The organism is Vagococcus sp. (genome assembly GCF_052102835.1).
GTDB lineage: Bacteria > Bacillota > Bacilli > Lactobacillales > Vagococcaceae > Vagococcus.
Map to the genome: position 1 here is coordinate 144,582 of NZ_JBQEIL010000004.1, position 15,217 is coordinate 159,798.

The 15,217-nt window shown below is 34.5% G+C and carries 16 protein-coding genes; 10 read left to right on the forward strand and 6 right to left on the reverse strand.

Annotation, left to right across the window (positions count from 1 at the left end; translation table 11 throughout):
* Window position 1: 1 nt before the first annotated feature.
* Both ACTJFD_RS05560 and ACTJFD_RS05565 read right to left on the reverse strand, forming a co-directional pair.
* Window positions 2-568 (reverse strand): TIGR01440 family protein, encoded by a 567-nt coding sequence (locus ACTJFD_RS05560; protein ID WP_442260196.1) that lies wholly within the window; start codon window positions 566-568, stop codon window positions 2-4.
* A gap of 118 nt (window positions 569-686) precedes the next feature.
* Window positions 687-1,712 (reverse strand): lactonase family protein, encoded by a 1,026-nt coding sequence (locus ACTJFD_RS05565; RefSeq protein ID WP_442260198.1) that lies wholly within the window; start codon window positions 1,710-1,712, stop codon window positions 687-689.
* A gap of 163 nt (window positions 1,713-1,875) precedes the next feature.
* On the opposite strand from ACTJFD_RS05565, the gene ACTJFD_RS05570 reads away from it, so the two are divergent.
* Both ACTJFD_RS05570 and ACTJFD_RS05575 read left to right on the forward strand, forming a co-directional pair.
* Entirely contained in the window at window positions 1,876-2,229 is a 354-nt protein-coding gene (locus ACTJFD_RS05570) for a PTS glucitol/sorbitol transporter subunit IIA (RefSeq protein ID WP_442260199.1), read from the forward strand.
* A 10-nt stretch (window positions 2,230-2,239) separates the two neighbouring features.
* On the forward strand, window positions 2,240-3,433 hold the full coding sequence (locus ACTJFD_RS05575; protein WP_442260201.1) for an AI-2E family transporter: 1,194 nt from the start codon (window positions 2,240-2,242) through the stop codon (window positions 3,431-3,433).
* Window positions 3,434-3,462: 29 nt separating this feature from the next.
* Here the strand turns inward: ACTJFD_RS05575 and ACTJFD_RS05580 are convergent, their stop codons facing one another.
* Window positions 3,463-4,071 carry an FMN-dependent NADH-azoreductase gene (locus ACTJFD_RS05580; RefSeq protein ID WP_442260203.1) on the reverse strand — a complete coding sequence of 203 codons (609 nt, stop codon included), beginning with the start codon at window positions 4,069-4,071 and terminating at the stop codon, window positions 3,463-3,465.
* A gap of 199 nt (window positions 4,072-4,270) precedes the next feature.
* Between ACTJFD_RS05580 and ACTJFD_RS05585 the strand changes: the two genes are divergently transcribed.
* From ACTJFD_RS05585 to nth, 8 genes are all read left to right on the forward strand, one after another.
* The gene (locus ACTJFD_RS05585) at window positions 4,271-4,876 is read left to right on the forward strand and encodes a thymidine kinase (RefSeq protein ID WP_442260204.1); all 606 of its coding nucleotides are present in this window, start codon (window positions 4,271-4,273) and stop codon (window positions 4,874-4,876) included.
* A gap of 5 nt (window positions 4,877-4,881) precedes the next feature.
* Entirely contained in the window at window positions 4,882-5,952 is a 1,071-nt protein-coding gene (prfA, locus tag ACTJFD_RS05590; RefSeq protein WP_442260206.1) for a peptide chain release factor 1, read from the forward strand.
* Complete coding sequence (gene prmC, locus ACTJFD_RS05595) at window positions 5,945-6,799, forward strand: peptide chain release factor N(5)-glutamine methyltransferase (RefSeq protein ID WP_442260208.1); 855 nt, start codon at window positions 5,945-5,947, stop codon at window positions 6,797-6,799. Before prfA ends, prmC begins: the two co-directional genes overlap by 8 nt.
* A 5-nt stretch (window positions 6,800-6,804) precedes the next feature.
* Window positions 6,805-7,836, forward strand: a complete 1,032-nt coding sequence (locus ACTJFD_RS05600) for an L-threonylcarbamoyladenylate synthase (RefSeq protein ID WP_442260210.1) — start codon at window positions 6,805-6,807, stop codon at window positions 7,834-7,836.
* Window positions 7,837-7,891: 55 nt separating this feature from the next.
* The gene (gene glyA, locus ACTJFD_RS05605) at window positions 7,892-9,130 is read left to right on the forward strand and encodes a serine hydroxymethyltransferase (protein ID WP_442260212.1); all 1,239 of its coding nucleotides are present in this window, start codon (window positions 7,892-7,894) and stop codon (window positions 9,128-9,130) included.
* 80 nt (window positions 9,131-9,210) lie between these two features.
* Window positions 9,211-9,840, forward strand: a complete 630-nt coding sequence (gene upp / locus ACTJFD_RS05610) for a uracil phosphoribosyltransferase (protein WP_442260214.1) — start codon at window positions 9,211-9,213, stop codon at window positions 9,838-9,840.
* An 86-nt stretch (window positions 9,841-9,926) separates the two neighbouring features.
* On the forward strand, window positions 9,927-10,628 hold the full coding sequence (locus tag ACTJFD_RS05615; RefSeq protein WP_442260216.1) for a DnaD domain-containing protein: 702 nt from the start codon (window positions 9,927-9,929) through the stop codon (window positions 10,626-10,628).
* Window positions 10,629-10,636: 8 nt separating this feature from the next.
* A complete protein-coding gene (nth, locus tag ACTJFD_RS05620) occupies window positions 10,637-11,290 on the forward strand; it encodes an endonuclease III (protein WP_442260218.1) in 654 nt (217 codons plus the stop codon).
* Between the two features lie 84 nt (window positions 11,291-11,374).
* On the opposite strand, the gene ACTJFD_RS05625 is transcribed toward nth, so the two are convergent.
* From ACTJFD_RS05625 to recU, 3 genes are all read right to left on the reverse strand, one after another.
* Window positions 11,375-12,187, reverse strand: coding sequence for a MerR family transcriptional regulator (locus ACTJFD_RS05625; RefSeq protein WP_442260219.1), 813 nt, complete (start codon window positions 12,185-12,187; stop codon window positions 11,375-11,377).
* A 115-nt stretch (window positions 12,188-12,302) separates the two neighbouring features.
* Window positions 12,303-14,492, reverse strand: coding sequence for a PBP1A family penicillin-binding protein (locus ACTJFD_RS05630; protein ID WP_442260221.1), 2,190 nt, complete (start codon window positions 14,490-14,492; stop codon window positions 12,303-12,305).
* On the reverse strand, window positions 14,489-15,106 hold the full coding sequence (gene recU, locus ACTJFD_RS05635; RefSeq protein WP_442260325.1) for a Holliday junction resolvase RecU: 618 nt from the start codon (window positions 15,104-15,106) through the stop codon (window positions 14,489-14,491). The genes ACTJFD_RS05630 and recU overlap by 4 nt, the downstream gene beginning before the upstream one ends.
* Window positions 15,107-15,217 lie beyond the last annotated feature (111 nt).

A 15,217-nucleotide genomic window follows, 5' to 3' on the forward strand; every position in this document is an offset into this window, starting at 1 on the left:
ATTATTTCTTTTTAATGGAAGCGGGAGCATACTGAGCTCTTTCACCACCAATTAATTTTGGACGAGTGCCAAGAGCACTTAAATGCGCACATCCTAGTTCTTTTAGAAGGGGGCGAATTGGAATTTGGACATGTTTAACGTGCATCCCGATATGTGTATCGCCAATATCAAGCCCAGCTTTGGCAATCAGATGTTCGATTTCTACGGGGTCATTCATCAGTTGATAGGCTGCAGTCGCTAACGCACCACCAGCATGTGGTCTAGGAACAACTGAGACTAAGTCAAAGGGTTGTTGCTGACTAGCGGCACGTTCAATCGTTAAAGCTCGATTGATGTGCTCACATCCTTGAACGGCTAGATGAATACCCAAAGGATTTAGAATGGTTAAACATGTACTAACAATTAAATCACCGATTTCTTCATTCGTTGCTTGGCCAATAGATTCACCAATCACCTCGCTAGAACTACCACCTAAGATAAAGAAATCCCCTTTTTTTAAGTTTGTTTTATCAATAAGATCAAGCAAGACGCTTGATAAATCTTGTTGGAGTTGTTCATTTGTTTGCATGATAATCACCTCTCTATTTAATAGTTTTATTATAGCACAAGCTTTTAAAAATAAGGGGTTAGACGAAAGGCTAAAAAGCTCTCTTTAAATTAATAAAGAAGAGCTTTTTTGAGTGAGATTAAAATTTAACGCAAACAACTTCAGGAACATAAACTTCTTTTTGTAATAAGGTTAATTTACCATCTGTGGTGTTACGTTCAAATAAAGTTAAGTTATCAGAGTTTTGATTAGCAACAATCACAAACTTTTCATTGGGGCTTAAGTTAAAATCACGAGGAAAATCACCTTCGACTGATTCGCGTTGGATTAATTCTAATTTAGAACCCGCATTACTTGTTTGGTAAACAACAATCGAGTTATGGCCTCGATTTGTGGCATAAACGAATTTTCCGTCATTAGAGACCCGAATAGCCGCGCCACTATTAAAATCAGTATGCTCTGTTGGAATGGAAGAAATAATTTGTTGTTCTGTAAAAGTTCCATCTGTTGAATCATAGTCTAAGACGATAACTTCACTAGAAAGTTCAGCAAAAAGGTATGCAATTTTTCCATTCGGATGAAAAACAAGATGTCTTGGACCAGCACCAGGATGAGTATGAAAACGAGCGGTTTCTGTTAATTTTCCTTCTTTAGAAACAGTGTAAGTATAGACCGTATCGTTTCCTAAATCACAAACAACTAAGCGATTATCAGGTGTTAAATCAGTATAATGTGCATGAGGCCCCTCTTGATTTTCATGGGGACCATGACCTTCATCTTGAATTTTATCGACTAAAGTGACAGAACCATCTGTTTCGATTTGATAAACTAAAATGATTCCTTGATGATAGTTTGCGCCATAAACGAGTTGACGTTTATGATCAACGGCAACATAACAAGGAGGTGCACCGACTTCTAAGGACCGATTAATTAATTTGAAATGACCATCTTCTTGTTTTTGATAGGCAGCAATTCCACCTTTATCCTTCTCTTGGGTAACGCTATAAATAAAATTTTCTCCATTGAAATCTAAATAAGTGGGATTGTTTTCTTTGATAAGAAGTGTTAATTCCTTTAGTTTTTTTTCATTATGATCTAAAATAATGGTATAGATACCTTGACTATCACGACGAGTATAAGCACCTAAATAAATTGTTTCTAACATATCTAAACATCCTCTCTTTGAGTCTTTATCAAAAGTATAGCATAGAATTAAAAAAACAAAAAATATGAGAAAGTGAAATTATAAGAAGACTGGAAAAAGATTATTTAGACTAATTATGTTATAATTAGTTATTATAAATCTATAGAAGTAGAGGGGTTATTGTATGATTAAATCATTAGTTAAAGAAATTGGTCCAGAAGCAACGAAAGCAGATGAACCAATTATTATTTTATTTAATGAAACAGTGACAGATTCATTAAAAAATTATTGTGTGGTACACGAAACAGAAGTAAACGCTGTTTTTTCATTAGCAGAAGGAAATACAATTTCTTTTGGTAATCAAGAATATACGATCAAAAAAGTCGGACCAATGGCTAATAAATTTTTAAATGAAATGGGTCACGTGTCTATTGTTTTTTCAGCTGTTCCAGTTGAGGATGAATTGGTAAATGCGTTATATGTTGAGCCATTCGAATTACCAACAATTTCAGATGGAATGGTAATCAGTTACAGTTAGGAGGACTTGTATGGCAAGTAAACTTAAAATAAGAGAAAAAAGAACGTGGTTTGAGAAATGGTTTCTTAATAATCAAGTTGTAACGGCGTTGTTGATTGCACTTTTGTGTTTACTAATTATTTTAACATTCACTAAAGTTTCGCACCTTTTTCGTCCAATCGCTCAGTTTCTAGGGATTGTCGGACTGCCGATTGTTATTTCGGGACTTTTATTTTATATTTTAAATCCATTAGTTAACTTGATGGAAAAGTATGGAATTAAACGAGTTTGGGGGATTACGCTTCTCTTTGTTTTAATTATTGGACTCATTGGTTGGGGATTGATTATTTTAGTTCCTAAGTTAGAGTCGCAAACCATGAGTTTTATTAAAAATTGGCCAAATTATTGGAAAATTATTGAAAGTAAAATATCTGATGTTTTAAGTTTTCCTATTTTTGATAAGATTGGTGAACCTTTAGAGAAAGCCCTAAATGAATTATTTGCTTCGATTAGTAATCTGACAAAAAGTATTTCTAAAAATGCTTTTAAAGGAATTGGTAGTTTAGTTGGAGCGGTTGCAAGTATTGTTGTGACGGTTGTGACGGTTCCATTTATCCTTTTCTATTTGTTAAAAGATGGAAAGCAACTAATGCCTTATGCTACCCAATTTTTACCAACAAAAATGCGTAAACCAACGATTGTTGTTTTAAAAGACATTAATAAACAATTGTCTTCTTATGTTAGGGGACAGGTCACAGTAGCTTTCGCAGTAGCGATTATTTTTATCGTTGGTTTTTCTGTCATCGGCTTGGAATATAGTGTAACCTTAGGGATTTTAGCAGGCTTTTTAAATCTAATCCCTTATATTGGATCTGCATTGGCTACTATCCCAGCAGTTGTTTTGGCTATGGTGAGTGGTCCCAAAATGTTAATCGCAGTGATTATTGTTTTTATCATCGAACAGACATTAGAGGGTCGTTTTGTATCTCCTTTAGTTTTAGGCAGTCAATTAAAAATCCATCCAATTACGATTATATTTGTCTTATTAACCTCTGGAAAATTGTTTGGTGTGTTAGGTGTTATCTTGGGTATTCCAGGGTACGCTGCACTCAAAGTCATTGTCACGCATGCTTTTGATTGGTATAAAGAAGTCTCAGGTCTTTACAGAGATGATACAGTTAAACAATTAGCAGCACCACAAAAAAACACTAGTGAATCTGACTGATAAAGTCATTTTCATTAGTGTTTTTTTATTTAAAATGTTTTGGCTATTTCTTTTGCTTGATTTAAAGCTTTATCTAAGATGACTTCTGCCTGGTCAGGTTGAAAATCAATTCCCTCAACAGCAAGTTGCGTGAAATCATTGATTCCGATAAAATTAAAAATTGTTTTTATGTATTGTGAAGCAGGGTCTTGTCCAGTGTAGACGCCACCATTTGATTGAATGTGTAAAACTTTGCGGCCACCGGAAAGTCCAACAGGGCCATTTTCTGTATATTTAAACGTTTTACCAGCAACATTTATTGTATCAACCCAGGCTTTTAAACGTGTTGGAATATTTAAATTCCAAAGTGGGTTGGCAATGACAATTTTATCTGCTGATAAAAATTGAGCGGTTAGTTCAGCAAAACGATTTACTTTTAAACTTTCTGCGTCAGTTAATATTTGCTTTTGACTGGCTTTAGTCCAGCCCGTTAAAAGATCTAAATCAATTTCAGGAATAAAATCTTGGTATAAATCAAGAGTTTCAATTTCATCATTGTTTTCTTTTTTATATTCATCTAAAAAAGTAGTTAGTGCTTTGATTGATTTTGATTCTTCTTGTGACAGTGGATGTGCTTTAATAACGAGTAACTTTGACATGATAATCCTCACTTATATAGTTTTATTTTACTTATTTTAAATAAGTAAATAAAGAATACCTTTTAACCTAAAATAAGTAAAGTTAAAAGCTTAGAATAAAAAAAGAAAGTCGTCTTTAAAATTTAAAGGGGTAACGGGATGATTTTTTTAAATTTTTAAAGTATACTATCATAGAATAAGCTTGAGGGAGACAAAACAAATGGCACAGTTATTTTTTAAATATGGAGCAATGAATAGTGGTAAAACAATAGAAATCTTAAAAGTCGCACATAATTATGAAGAGCAACATAAACCTATTGTGATTATGACTAGTGGTATTGATACTCGAGATGAAGTTGGTACAGTGTCTAGTCGGATTGGCTTGAAACGTGAAGCGATTCCGATTTTTAGTGAGACGGATGTTTATGCTATAATAAAAGGGTTGGAAAAAAAGCCATATTGTGTATTAGTTGATGAATCTCAATTTTTAGAAAAGCATCATGTCATCGGTTTAGCGCAGATTGTTGACGAATTAGATATCCCAGTTATGGCATTTGGACTGAAGAATGATTTTAAAAATGAACTTTTTGAAGGCTCAAAGTATTTACTGCTTTATGCTGACAAACAAGAAGAATTAAAAACAATTTGTTGGTTCTGTCATAAAAAAGCAACGATGAATCTGAGAGTTTCGGATAACGAACCCGTCTATTCGGGTGAACAAATTCAAATCGGTGGAAATGAATCTTATTATCCAGTTTGTCGTAAGCACTATTTAAATCCACCACTTAATAAAATTGAGAGTGAACAGAATGGAAAGGAAGATTAATCAAGATGTATGATCAGTTACAATCGGTAGAAGACCGTTATGAAGAATTAGGAGAATTATTGAGTGATCCAGAGGTTATCACTGATACGAAACGTTTTATGGAGTTATCTAAAGAAGAATCGAATTCTCGTGAAACAGTCGCGGTTTATCGTCGATATAAAGAAGTTATTTCAGGTATTAGTGAAACTGAAGAATTATTATCTGAAAAATTAGAAGATGAAATGCAAGAAATGGCGAAAGAAGAATTAAATGATTTAAAAGCCGAAAAAGATGAGCTAGAAGAACAAATGAAAATATTATTATTACCAAGTGATCCTAATGATGATAAAAATATTATTATGGAAATCAGAGGCGCTGCTGGTGGTGATGAAGCGGCCTTGTTTGCTGGCAGTTTATTTGAAATGTATCAAAGCTTTGCCACGGCACAAGGGTGGAAATTTGAAGTAATGGATGCTAATATCACTGATATTGGTGGCTATAAAGAAGTGACAATTATGATTACGGGTAATAAGGTCTTTTCTAAATTGAAATATGAAAGTGGCGCTCATCGTGTGCAACGTGTTCCATCGACAGAATCACAAGGACGTGTTCATACATCGACTGCGACGGTTGTTGTCTTACCAGAAGCAGAAGAGGTTGAACTTGATTTAGCAGACAAAGATATTCGTGTGGATATCTATCATGCAAGTGGCGCTGGTGGACAGCACGTGAATAAGACCGCCTCAGCAGTCCGTTTAACTCATTTACCGACAGGAATAGCTGTTGCTATGCAAGATGAACGCTCACAACTTAAAAACCGTGAGAAAGCAATGAAAATTCTACGTGCTCGTGTTTATGATCAATTAAAACAAGAAAATCAAAGTGAATATGATGCTAGTCGTAAATCAGCCGTAGGGACTGGTGATCGTTCAGAACGTATTAGAACTTATAATTATCCTCAAAATCGGGTAACTGACCATCGAATTGGTTTAACCATTCAAAAATTAGATCAAATTTTATCGGGTAAATTAGATGAGATTATCGATGCATTAGTAATATATGATCAAACAGCTCAATTGGAGAAACTAAATGGATAATTCCATGACCTATTTTGAAGTCCTCCAATGGGCTTCTTCTTTTTTAGAAAAAGCCAAAAAAGAAGTTTATATAGCAGAGTATTTGATATTAGAGCGATTAAATTGGAATAAAACAGATTTGTTAATGCACTTTAAACAAGAAATGCCTGAGGTTGAAAAGAGCCAGTTAATGGCAGATTTAAATCTAATTTTAGAAGATGTTCCACCACAATATATTATCGGCTCAACAGAATTTCTAGGGGAGCGTTATAAAGTTTCAAGAGAAACTTTAATTCCTCGTCCAGAAACGGAAGAACTAGTGATGTTGTGTTTAGAAGAAAACAATTTACCAATGCAGTCAGTAATAGATATTGGGACGGGGACTGGAATTATTGCCATCTCATTAAAAAAAGCACGACCAGATTGGCAAGTGAGTGCACTTGATTTATCAGAAGGTGCATTAGCTATTGCTCAAGAGAATGCGAAAAATCACCAGGTCGAACTTGAACTGTATCAAAGTGATGTTTTTGATGAGGTGGAAAAAACAAAAAAATTTGATATTATTATTTCTAATCCACCTTATATAGCGATGGATGAGAAGGACGTCATGGATGAAAGTGTCAAGCGTTATGAACCTTTAACTGCGTTGTTTGCAGAAGAGCAAGGACTAGCAGTCTATAAAAAAATAGCAAGGCAAGCTCAAGACTATCTGTCAATCAAAGGACAGATTTATTTAGAAATCGGGTACCAGCAAGGAAGAGAGGTTCAAGCCATTTTTCAAGCCGCTTTTCCTAAAAAAAAAGTGAGTATCGTTAAAGACATGAACCAAAATGAACGTATGATTAAAGTCACTGAGAAAGAAGATTAAACCAAATGAAAACAAAAAAATTGAATGCACAGGAAGTTGCAGAAGCCGCATGTTTAATAAAACAAGGAAATTTAGTATCCTTTCCTACTGAAACCGTTTATGGATTAGGAGCAGATGCAACAAATGAACTCGCTGTAAAGGAAGTTTATTTGGCAAAGGGACGTCCGAGCGATAACCCATTGATTGTTCATATTGCCTCACCAGAAGCGTTACTTCCTTTTGTCGAGGGTGTATCAGAGATCGCTCAAAAATTAATGAAATCATTTTGGCCGGGTCCTTTAACTTTAATTTTTAAGTTAAAAAATAACAGTGTTTTTTCAAAAGCCGTAACAGGTGGACTAGAAACAGTTGCTTTTAGAATGCCTAATAATACGCTGACACTCGATTTAATCCAACAATCAGGAACTGTTTTAGTTGGCCCAAGTGCCAATTCGTCGGGTAAACCTAGTCCAACATTGGCCGAACATGTTTTACATGATTTAGATACTAAAATTAGTGCTGTTCTTGACGGTGGGATGTGCTCTGTCGGAATTGAATCAACAGTAGTCGATGTTTCTGATGAGCAAGACGTGCCAACGATTTTACGACCTGGGGCAATTACGAAAGAACAGCTTGAACAAGTTGTTGGTGAGGTTCGTTTTGACAATCATTTAGTTGGAAAAGCAGAAACACCAAAAGCACCTGGGATGAAATATAAACACTATTCACCAGATACACCGGTTTTAATGGTAGCTGGAGGAGCGGAAGTTTTTCAGAGTGCTTTAAATAAATATAAAGATAATAAAGTTGGTGTTTTAGCTAATCAAGCATTGATTGATCAAATGAGTGGTTATGAAGCAGCCTACTCATTATCAAAAAAAAGTCACGTCAAGGAGGCAATGCAGTATTTATTTGCTGGACTACGTTCGTTGGATTTAGTCAACCCAAAATTAGATTTAATCTTAGTCGAGACTTATCCAAATGAAGGAGAAGGTTTAGCTTACATGAATCGACTTAAAAAAGCAGCTGGAGAGCATTATTTTACATTAGAAAGCTAACCTCCACTTCATTTTATGATACAATAGTAAAAAATGAAGTTAGGAAGTGGTAAGTATGGATTTTAAAGAACAAGATGTTGTTTTATGGGAAGCCATCGAACACGAAAAAAATCGTCAAGAAAATAATATTGAATTGATTGCTTCAGAAAATTTTGTTTCACAAGCGGTTATGGCAGCGCAGGGAAGTGTCTTAACTAATAAATATGCTGAAGGTTATCCGGGAAAACGATATTATGGCGGTTGTGAGTTTGTTGATATCGTTGAAAATTTAGCAATCGAACGTGCTTGTAAATTATTTAATGCCCAATTTGCTAATGTTCAAGCTCATTCAGGTTCACAAGCTAATACAGCAGCTTATCTTTCATTGGTCGAATCAGGAGATACTGTTTTAGGGATGGATTTAACGGCTGGCGGTCATTTAACGCACGGTTCTCCCGTTAACTTTAGTGGTAAAACCTATAATTTTGTGTCATATGGTGTTGATCCAGTAACTGAAGTGATTGATTATGATGTTGTTAAAATATTGGCACGAAAACATAAACCTCAACTCATTGTTGCAGGTGCAAGTGCTTACTCTCGTGAAATTGATTTTAAACAATTTAAAGAAATCGCAGATAGTGTTGGTGCGAAATTGATGGTAGACATGGCCCATATTGCTGGTCTTGTTGCAACTGGTTTGCATCAAAACCCAGTTGATTATGCAGATATTGTAACCTCAACAACACATAAAACATTACGAGGCCCTCGTGGTGGCTTAATTTTAACAAATGATGAAGCGTTAGCTAAAAAAATAAATAGTAATATTTTCCCAGGAATTCAAGGGGGACCATTGGAGCATGTGATTGCGGCTAAAGCAGTAGCGTTCCAAGAAGCACTGCAACCTGAGTTTAAAGAATATTCAGAACAGGTTATTCGTAATGCTAAAGCAATGGCACGTGTCATTAATCAAACACCGGGACTAAGATTAATTAGTGGAGATACGGATAATCATTTATTATTAATCGATGTTAGTGGACTTGGAATGACTGGAAAACAAGCCGAAAAGATTTTAGATAGTGTTAAAATGACTGTTAACAAAAACACCATACCTTTTGAAAGTTTAAGTCCTTTCCAAACAAGTGGTATCCGAATTGGAACGCCTGCAATAACAACACGCGGCTTTAAAGAAGCAGAGGCAGAAAAGGTCGCTCATCTGATTGCAGAAGCGTTAGTGAATCATGAAAATGAAGAACAACTAGCTAAAGTAGAGGAAGAAGTTCAAACATTAGTTAAAAAAAATCCTCTTTACTCTTAAAAAAGTTAAGGATTGACTAGTCAAGACTATTATTTTCCGTTACAATAGATTGGGATTAAAACTTAAAGGAGAGACATATCATGGGAAAATTTCAAGTAATCGATCATCCATTAATTCAACACAAATTAACAATTATTAGAGATAAAAATTGTGGAACGAAAGTTTTTAGAGAAGTTGTCGATGAAATCGCAATGTTGATGGCATACGAAGTTTCAAGAGATATGCCTTTAGAAGACGTTGAAATCGAAACACCAATGGGACTGACAACTCAAAAAAGATTGTCAGGAAAAAAAGTAGCCATTATTCCGATTTTACGTGCAGGTATCGGAATGGTCGATGGTATTATTGAACTAATTCCGGCTGCGAAGATTGGACATGTTGGTTTATATCGTGATCATGTCACGCTTGAACCGGTTGAATATTTTGTTAAATTACCAGCTGATATTGCAGAGCGTCAGTTACTAGTTGTTGACCCTATGTTAGCAACAGGTGGATCAGCCATTATGGCAATTGATTTATTAAAAAAACGTGGAGCAACAAATATTAAATTTGTTTGTCTTGTGGCAGCACCAGAAGGAATTAAAGCATTGCAAGATGTTCATCCAGATGTTGATATTTATGTCGCAGGTTTAGACGAAAAATTAAACGAAGATGGTTATATTGTACCAGGCTTAGGCGATGCTGGGGACCGATTATTCGGAACAAAATAAAAACAGAAAGCGTGGGAAAATCTATTCGTAAGAATCTGATTTTCACGCGTTTTTTTATAGTACTTTGAAGAAAGGAAGTTCATAAGATGCTTGACTTAGCTTATTATTTAAATTTTGGTCAAACAATAAGTTCTAATCTACTTTTGGATTATTATAAAAAAGTAGGAATGACTGATGAAGAGTTTTTAGTTTATTTACAACTGTCTAAATTTAGCCAAGCAGGAATCGAATTTCCTGAATTAAGTCAAATTGCAGCACTTTTAGATTATCCTCTTGAAAAAATTTTTTCGGTGGTTGAATCATTGATAGATAAAAAAATAATGACCATTGAAACACAGATAAATAAAGGAGGAAAATCAGAAGATCGTTATAATTTAAACCTTGTCTATGAAAAAATCAATTTATTGTTGAAGCAAACTGCTGAAAAACAACAAGAAGTGAAAATAGAAAATAAAATTGCTCAACTTTTTCAATCTTTTGAGCAAGAATTTGGTCGCTCATTATCCCCTATTGAATATGAAACGATTCAAATCTGGTTAAATCAAGACGGTTATTCACTTGAATTGATTGAATTAGCTTTACGGGAAGCTGTTTTAAATCAAGCCTATAGTTTGAAATATATGGATCGAATTTTATTAGACTGGGAGCGTAAGAATATTAAAACAAAACAACAAGTTCAAACCGCTCAAAAGAAACGGAAAAATCAGTACCAACCAACAGAAGAACCTAATGAAGAAAAATTACCCAAGGTTCCACTTTATAATTGGCTCAACCCCAATGGAAAGTAGGTGCAAAGGTGTTATCAAAGAAAAAGACATTACTCGCTTTTGAACGAATGAAAAAGATGTATCCAGATGCTCGTGGTGAATTAAATGCAGAGACTCCTTTTCAATATCTAATTGCGGTTATTTTAAGTGCTCAAGCAACTGATGTTTCTGTAAACAAAGCGACACCTGGTTTGTTTGCTCTCTATCCAACACCAAGAGCATTGGCTCGTGCAGACGAGAATCTCGTTCGTGAGAAGATAAAAACAATTGGCTTGTACAAAACAAAAACTAAAAATATTATGCGAACAGCTCAAGCGGTTGAAACTGAATTTAACGGAGAAATACCAGAAACGATTAAGGAACTAATGACACTTCCCGGTGTAGGACAAAAAACAGCGAATGTTGTTGCGGGTGATGTTTTTAATGTCCCAGCAATAGCTGTTGATACGCATGTTGAACGCGTCAGCAAACGGTTACGTATTTGTCCTAAAAAAGCTAGTGTGAAAGAAGTTGAAGAAGCTTTAATGAATAAAATACCTGAGGATGAATGGGTGTTAGCGCATCATACGATTATTCTTTTTGGTCGTTATCATTGTACAGCAAGATCGCCGAAATGTGAAAATTGTCCTTTATTGGATCTATGTTTAGAAGGCGAGCAAATATTAAAGAAAATAAATCAATAAAAAAGAACTCTATCCTTTTTTAGAAAGGCTCCATGTCAACTTGACAAAGGGAGTTGTTTCTTTCTAAAGTAGAGTTCTTTTTTATTAATCTATAAGACAAAAACCAGCTTGTGTAACCCAGTGATCAGGCTTATTTTCTTGGGCAGGTGAGACTATTGGAATATTAATCATCAATCCATTGGTTTGGTAGTTATTCATTTCAATCCATAAAGCAATCGCTTCAGTGACTTGAGGCATTTGTTCATAGCTACCACTAAAGGTAACAGAGGCCATTTTAAAAGCAGGTGCAGTATAGAAAGTGAGATTTCCTAAGTTTTTATAATCACCGCTGACATTAGTTTGAACTTCCACATCAATATCATTATTTTTAAATTCAGTATCATGGAAAAGAGTCATTCCAAAAGGTGGCTGGGTGTAGATAACTTTTTGTTGCGCACCATAGTCATAAAGTTCATTCCAGAGTAAAGTTTCTTCGTCATAAGATTTTATTTTTTTACGTAAGCTAATGACTTGACGTTCTGGTATTTCAGTTAGTGTGACAGGATATTTTTCTAAGTAGTAGCCTTCTTGCGCCTTGTGTTGAAGCCCTTTAACGAGTTGTTGTTTTTGTTTCATTTTTTTGATTTCCTCTCTTAATTCATCTTGTCTTAATTCATAGTAATCATCCAAAGAATCTAAAGTATCATGGTTTAAAATATCTTTGATCATTTCCAATGAAAAACCGATTTGTTGTAATGATTTAATAGTATTCATTTTGGTTAATTGCTGCGCAGTATAGTAACGATAATTTGTACGTTGATCAATTTTTTCAGGTAGCAAGAGTCCTTTTTGCTCATAGTAATAAAGAGTCCGTATTGTCGTATGAGCTAACTTAGAAAATTCACCAATTTTAAACATATCTTCTCCTTTCTAGTCCTTGAATTTACTTTATTCTATCACGTAAGGTAAGAGTCAAGAGGGAAAATAAAAAAACGTGTAAAGGTTCGTTTCCATTACACGTTTTTATTCTTTTTTATTCTTTTTTAGGAGGGGTTTCTCCACTGTCATTTGGAGCAGTCGCTTCGTTATTATTATTATTAGAAGGCTGACTAGAGGCTGGTGTGCTTTCTTCTGGTTCCTGTTTCTCAGGCTCTTTTTCTTCTACAGATTCTGAAGAGGCTGATTTAGGAGGCTCCACGGCTCTCGAAGAAGGTTTTGTATAAAAATCTTCTTCGGAACTTTCATAATAATAAGTTTTGGGCGTATATTGATTGGTATGTCCTTTAATATAGACTTCGTTCCCAATTTTAATGATATTATTCGGAAGCTTCCAATCGGTTATTTCTAAGTTTTTACTTTGGTAAAGATAGGTCATAAAGTTACGATAAATATCCATTGCTAATTGCTGATTGTAGACAGGAATCGCTTGGAAGTATTCATCATAGCCAGTCCAGACAGCTAAAGAATACTTAGGCGTATACCCAACAAAAGTAATGTCAGGACTACCAAAACCTTTGATTTTATTAACATCATCATCAGAATAGTTAGAAGTTCCTGTTTTCCCAGCTTGAATTAAACCAGGAACGCCCGCAGGTGAACCTGTCCCGCGATTGATAACATCTTTCAACATATCGGTAATAATATAAGCGGTAGATTCTTTCATTGCTCGCTTACCTTCAGGTTCAAATTTTTCCTCAGTGCCATCAGCATAAACGACTTTATTGATGTAAGAAGGACGGTAATAAACGCCACCATTAGCAAAAGGTGTATAAGCAGCAGCCAATTGTTCAGTGGAAGCTTGCATACTAATTGCAGTCGATTCATAAACGTCATTTTTTAAACCTAAATTAGAAATAAATTCTTTTGCTTTATCCGTTCCGGCTTCATCGAGTGCTTTTAATGCTGGGATATTTCGTGAATCTACTAGTGATTCACGCATGGTTAATCCGCCACGATAAGCTTTATCATAGTTATAAACAGGTTTGTTACTACTTTTATAGTTGTAAGGCTCATCGACAAAAATTTGACCGGAACCATAGTTGGCTTCTTCAATTAGTGGACCGTAAGCAACGAGCGGTTTGGAAGTTGAGCCAATGTCTCGTTTACTTTCAACGGCTCGATTGAGTTCAAGTTGTCCAGGTTTTTCGGATTTTCTCCCACCAATTTCAGCTCGAACATATCCTGTCTTAACATCAATCAAGGTAGCGGCCGTTTGGAATTTATTATCCGGAAAATTAATAGCTGAAGAATCATTATTGACTAAGTTATAGAGATACGTTTGAGCTTCCATATCAATATTAGTATAAATATCTAAACCATCCGTGTAGATATCTTTTTTTGTTCGTTCTTTAACTTCTTTGATCACTTCATTGATGTAGTTATCAGCAATCATTTGTTTGTCCGTATTTTTATTTTTCAGAGGAACTAATCCATCATCAATAGGGACGGCGATGGCTTCATTGTATTGAGCATCTGATATTTTTTTATTTTCTAACATTTCTTTTAAAACTAAATCACGTCTTTTTTTAGCGTTATCTGGATGAACATAGGGATCATAGTCATTTGGAGCTTGCGGTATTCCAGCAAGTAATGCGTACTGAGAGAGATTTAATTTATCAAAATCTTTGTTATAATAGTCTTTTGCAGCTGTTTTCATACCGTATAGACCATTTGCCATATAGACACGATTAATGTAATAGGTTAAGATTTCATCTTTTGATTTATTTTTTTCTAATTTAATCGATAGCCAAGCTTCTTGTGCTTTTCTTTTATAGGTTTGATCTTCTTGTTTGGTTGAAAAATAAGATAGTTTGATTAACTGTTGAGTTAAAGTACTTCCTCCTTGTGTGTGGTTGCCTTTTAAGTTAGAAATAGCAGCGCCAGTTATTCTGATAGGGTCGACACCTATATGTTTTTCAAAACGGCGATCTTCAATTGAAAGAATAGCGTCTTTTAAAACGGGTGGGATTTGGTTTGGTGGGATTGTTTCTCTTTTTTTCACACCAATAGTCATGAAAAATTGATTGTTGACATCGAATAAATTAGAAGATTGTGTGTCTTCTAATTTTGAATATACAAGTTCAGGTGTATCTTTAATGAAATACATAAAAACACCTGTACCAATGATTAATGGGACGAAAATTAAAGTAAGTAAAGTCACTAAAATAATGGTGACTTTATTTCTTTTTTTATCACCTTTTTTATTTGGATGTTGCTTTTTCATAATTCAGAGTCTCCTTTTAAAATAAATTTATCTATTACTTCTAAATAGGGGATTTGTGGAAAAAGGCTGGTTTCAATCAAGAAGCCGCGTTCTTTTATAGTTTGATAGGGAATTGATTTTCTTTTGCCGTTTTCTTGATTGTCCCAAAAATCGATAACAACTTCAGCAGGTAGATAAAAAATTTCTTGAAGTGAGGAAAAACGAATGAGAATAAAAATAATTCCTCCCTGTTTTAAGCATAATTTCATATGACTAATTTGATGTTCATGAAAATTATTTAAAGGAAAAGATGTTTTGTTTTTTGTTTCTTTTGCTTCAAAATCAATATAACGTCCACGATAAATACCATTATAATCAGTTGTAGAAGATTCTTTAAAGTAGGCTTCGGTAATCATCGCAGCACTGCGTTTAGGATAATGAACTTTTACAATTTGAATAGGGGTTGGTTTTTTGTGGATAACTGCTTTTTCTTTTGTCAGATAATATAGATTACTTTGATTAATTTCTTCTTCGAAAGACATACCACGATTGGCATACGATTTTTTTTTGAAATTTTTATCATCGAAAGAAGTTAACGCTTGTAACTTACTACCTTTAGGATAATTAATAGTCAGATGAATCACACTCCTATGGCACATTATAGCAAAACTTGAATTACAATGAAAAGGAATTAAGGAAAAACTTTCTTTTTTAAGAGTAATTTTACGCTTTTTAGGCTATTTTGA

Excerpts from the sequence above, each read along its gene's own strand:
- ACTJFD_RS05560 (WP_442260196.1), bottom strand. The coding sequence starts at position 568 with ATGCAAACAAATGAACAACTCCAACAAGATTTATCAAGCGTCTTGCTT.
- ACTJFD_RS05565 (WP_442260198.1), bottom strand. The coding sequence starts at position 1,712 with ATGTTAGAAACAATTTATTTAGGTGCTTATACTCGTCGTGATAGTCAA.
- ACTJFD_RS05570 (WP_442260199.1), top strand. The coding sequence starts at position 1,876 with ATGATTAAATCATTAGTTAAAGAAATTGGTCCAGAAGCAACGAAAGCA.
- ACTJFD_RS05575 (WP_442260201.1), top strand. The coding sequence starts at position 2,240 with ATGGCAAGTAAACTTAAAATAAGAGAAAAAAGAACGTGGTTTGAGAAA.
- ACTJFD_RS05580 (WP_442260203.1), bottom strand. The coding sequence starts at position 4,071 with ATGTCAAAGTTACTCGTTATTAAAGCACATCCACTGTCACAAGAAGAA.
- ACTJFD_RS05585 (WP_442260204.1), top strand. The coding sequence starts at position 4,271 with ATGGCACAGTTATTTTTTAAATATGGAGCAATGAATAGTGGTAAAACA.
- prfA (WP_442260206.1), top strand. The coding sequence starts at position 4,882 with ATGTATGATCAGTTACAATCGGTAGAAGACCGTTATGAAGAATTAGGA.
- prmC (WP_442260208.1), top strand. The coding sequence starts at position 5,945 with ATGGATAATTCCATGACCTATTTTGAAGTCCTCCAATGGGCTTCTTCT.
- ACTJFD_RS05600 (WP_442260210.1), top strand. The coding sequence starts at position 6,805 with ATGAAAACAAAAAAATTGAATGCACAGGAAGTTGCAGAAGCCGCATGT.
- glyA (WP_442260212.1), top strand. The coding sequence starts at position 7,892 with ATGGATTTTAAAGAACAAGATGTTGTTTTATGGGAAGCCATCGAACAC.
- upp (WP_442260214.1), top strand. The coding sequence starts at position 9,211 with ATGGGAAAATTTCAAGTAATCGATCATCCATTAATTCAACACAAATTA.
- ACTJFD_RS05615 (WP_442260216.1), top strand. The coding sequence starts at position 9,927 with ATGCTTGACTTAGCTTATTATTTAAATTTTGGTCAAACAATAAGTTCT.
- ACTJFD_RS05625 (WP_442260219.1), bottom strand. The coding sequence starts at position 12,187 with ATGTTTAAAATTGGTGAATTTTCTAAGTTAGCTCATACGACAATACGG.
- ACTJFD_RS05630 (WP_442260221.1), bottom strand. The coding sequence starts at position 14,492 with ATGAAAAAGCAACATCCAAATAAAAAAGGTGATAAAAAAAGAAATAAA.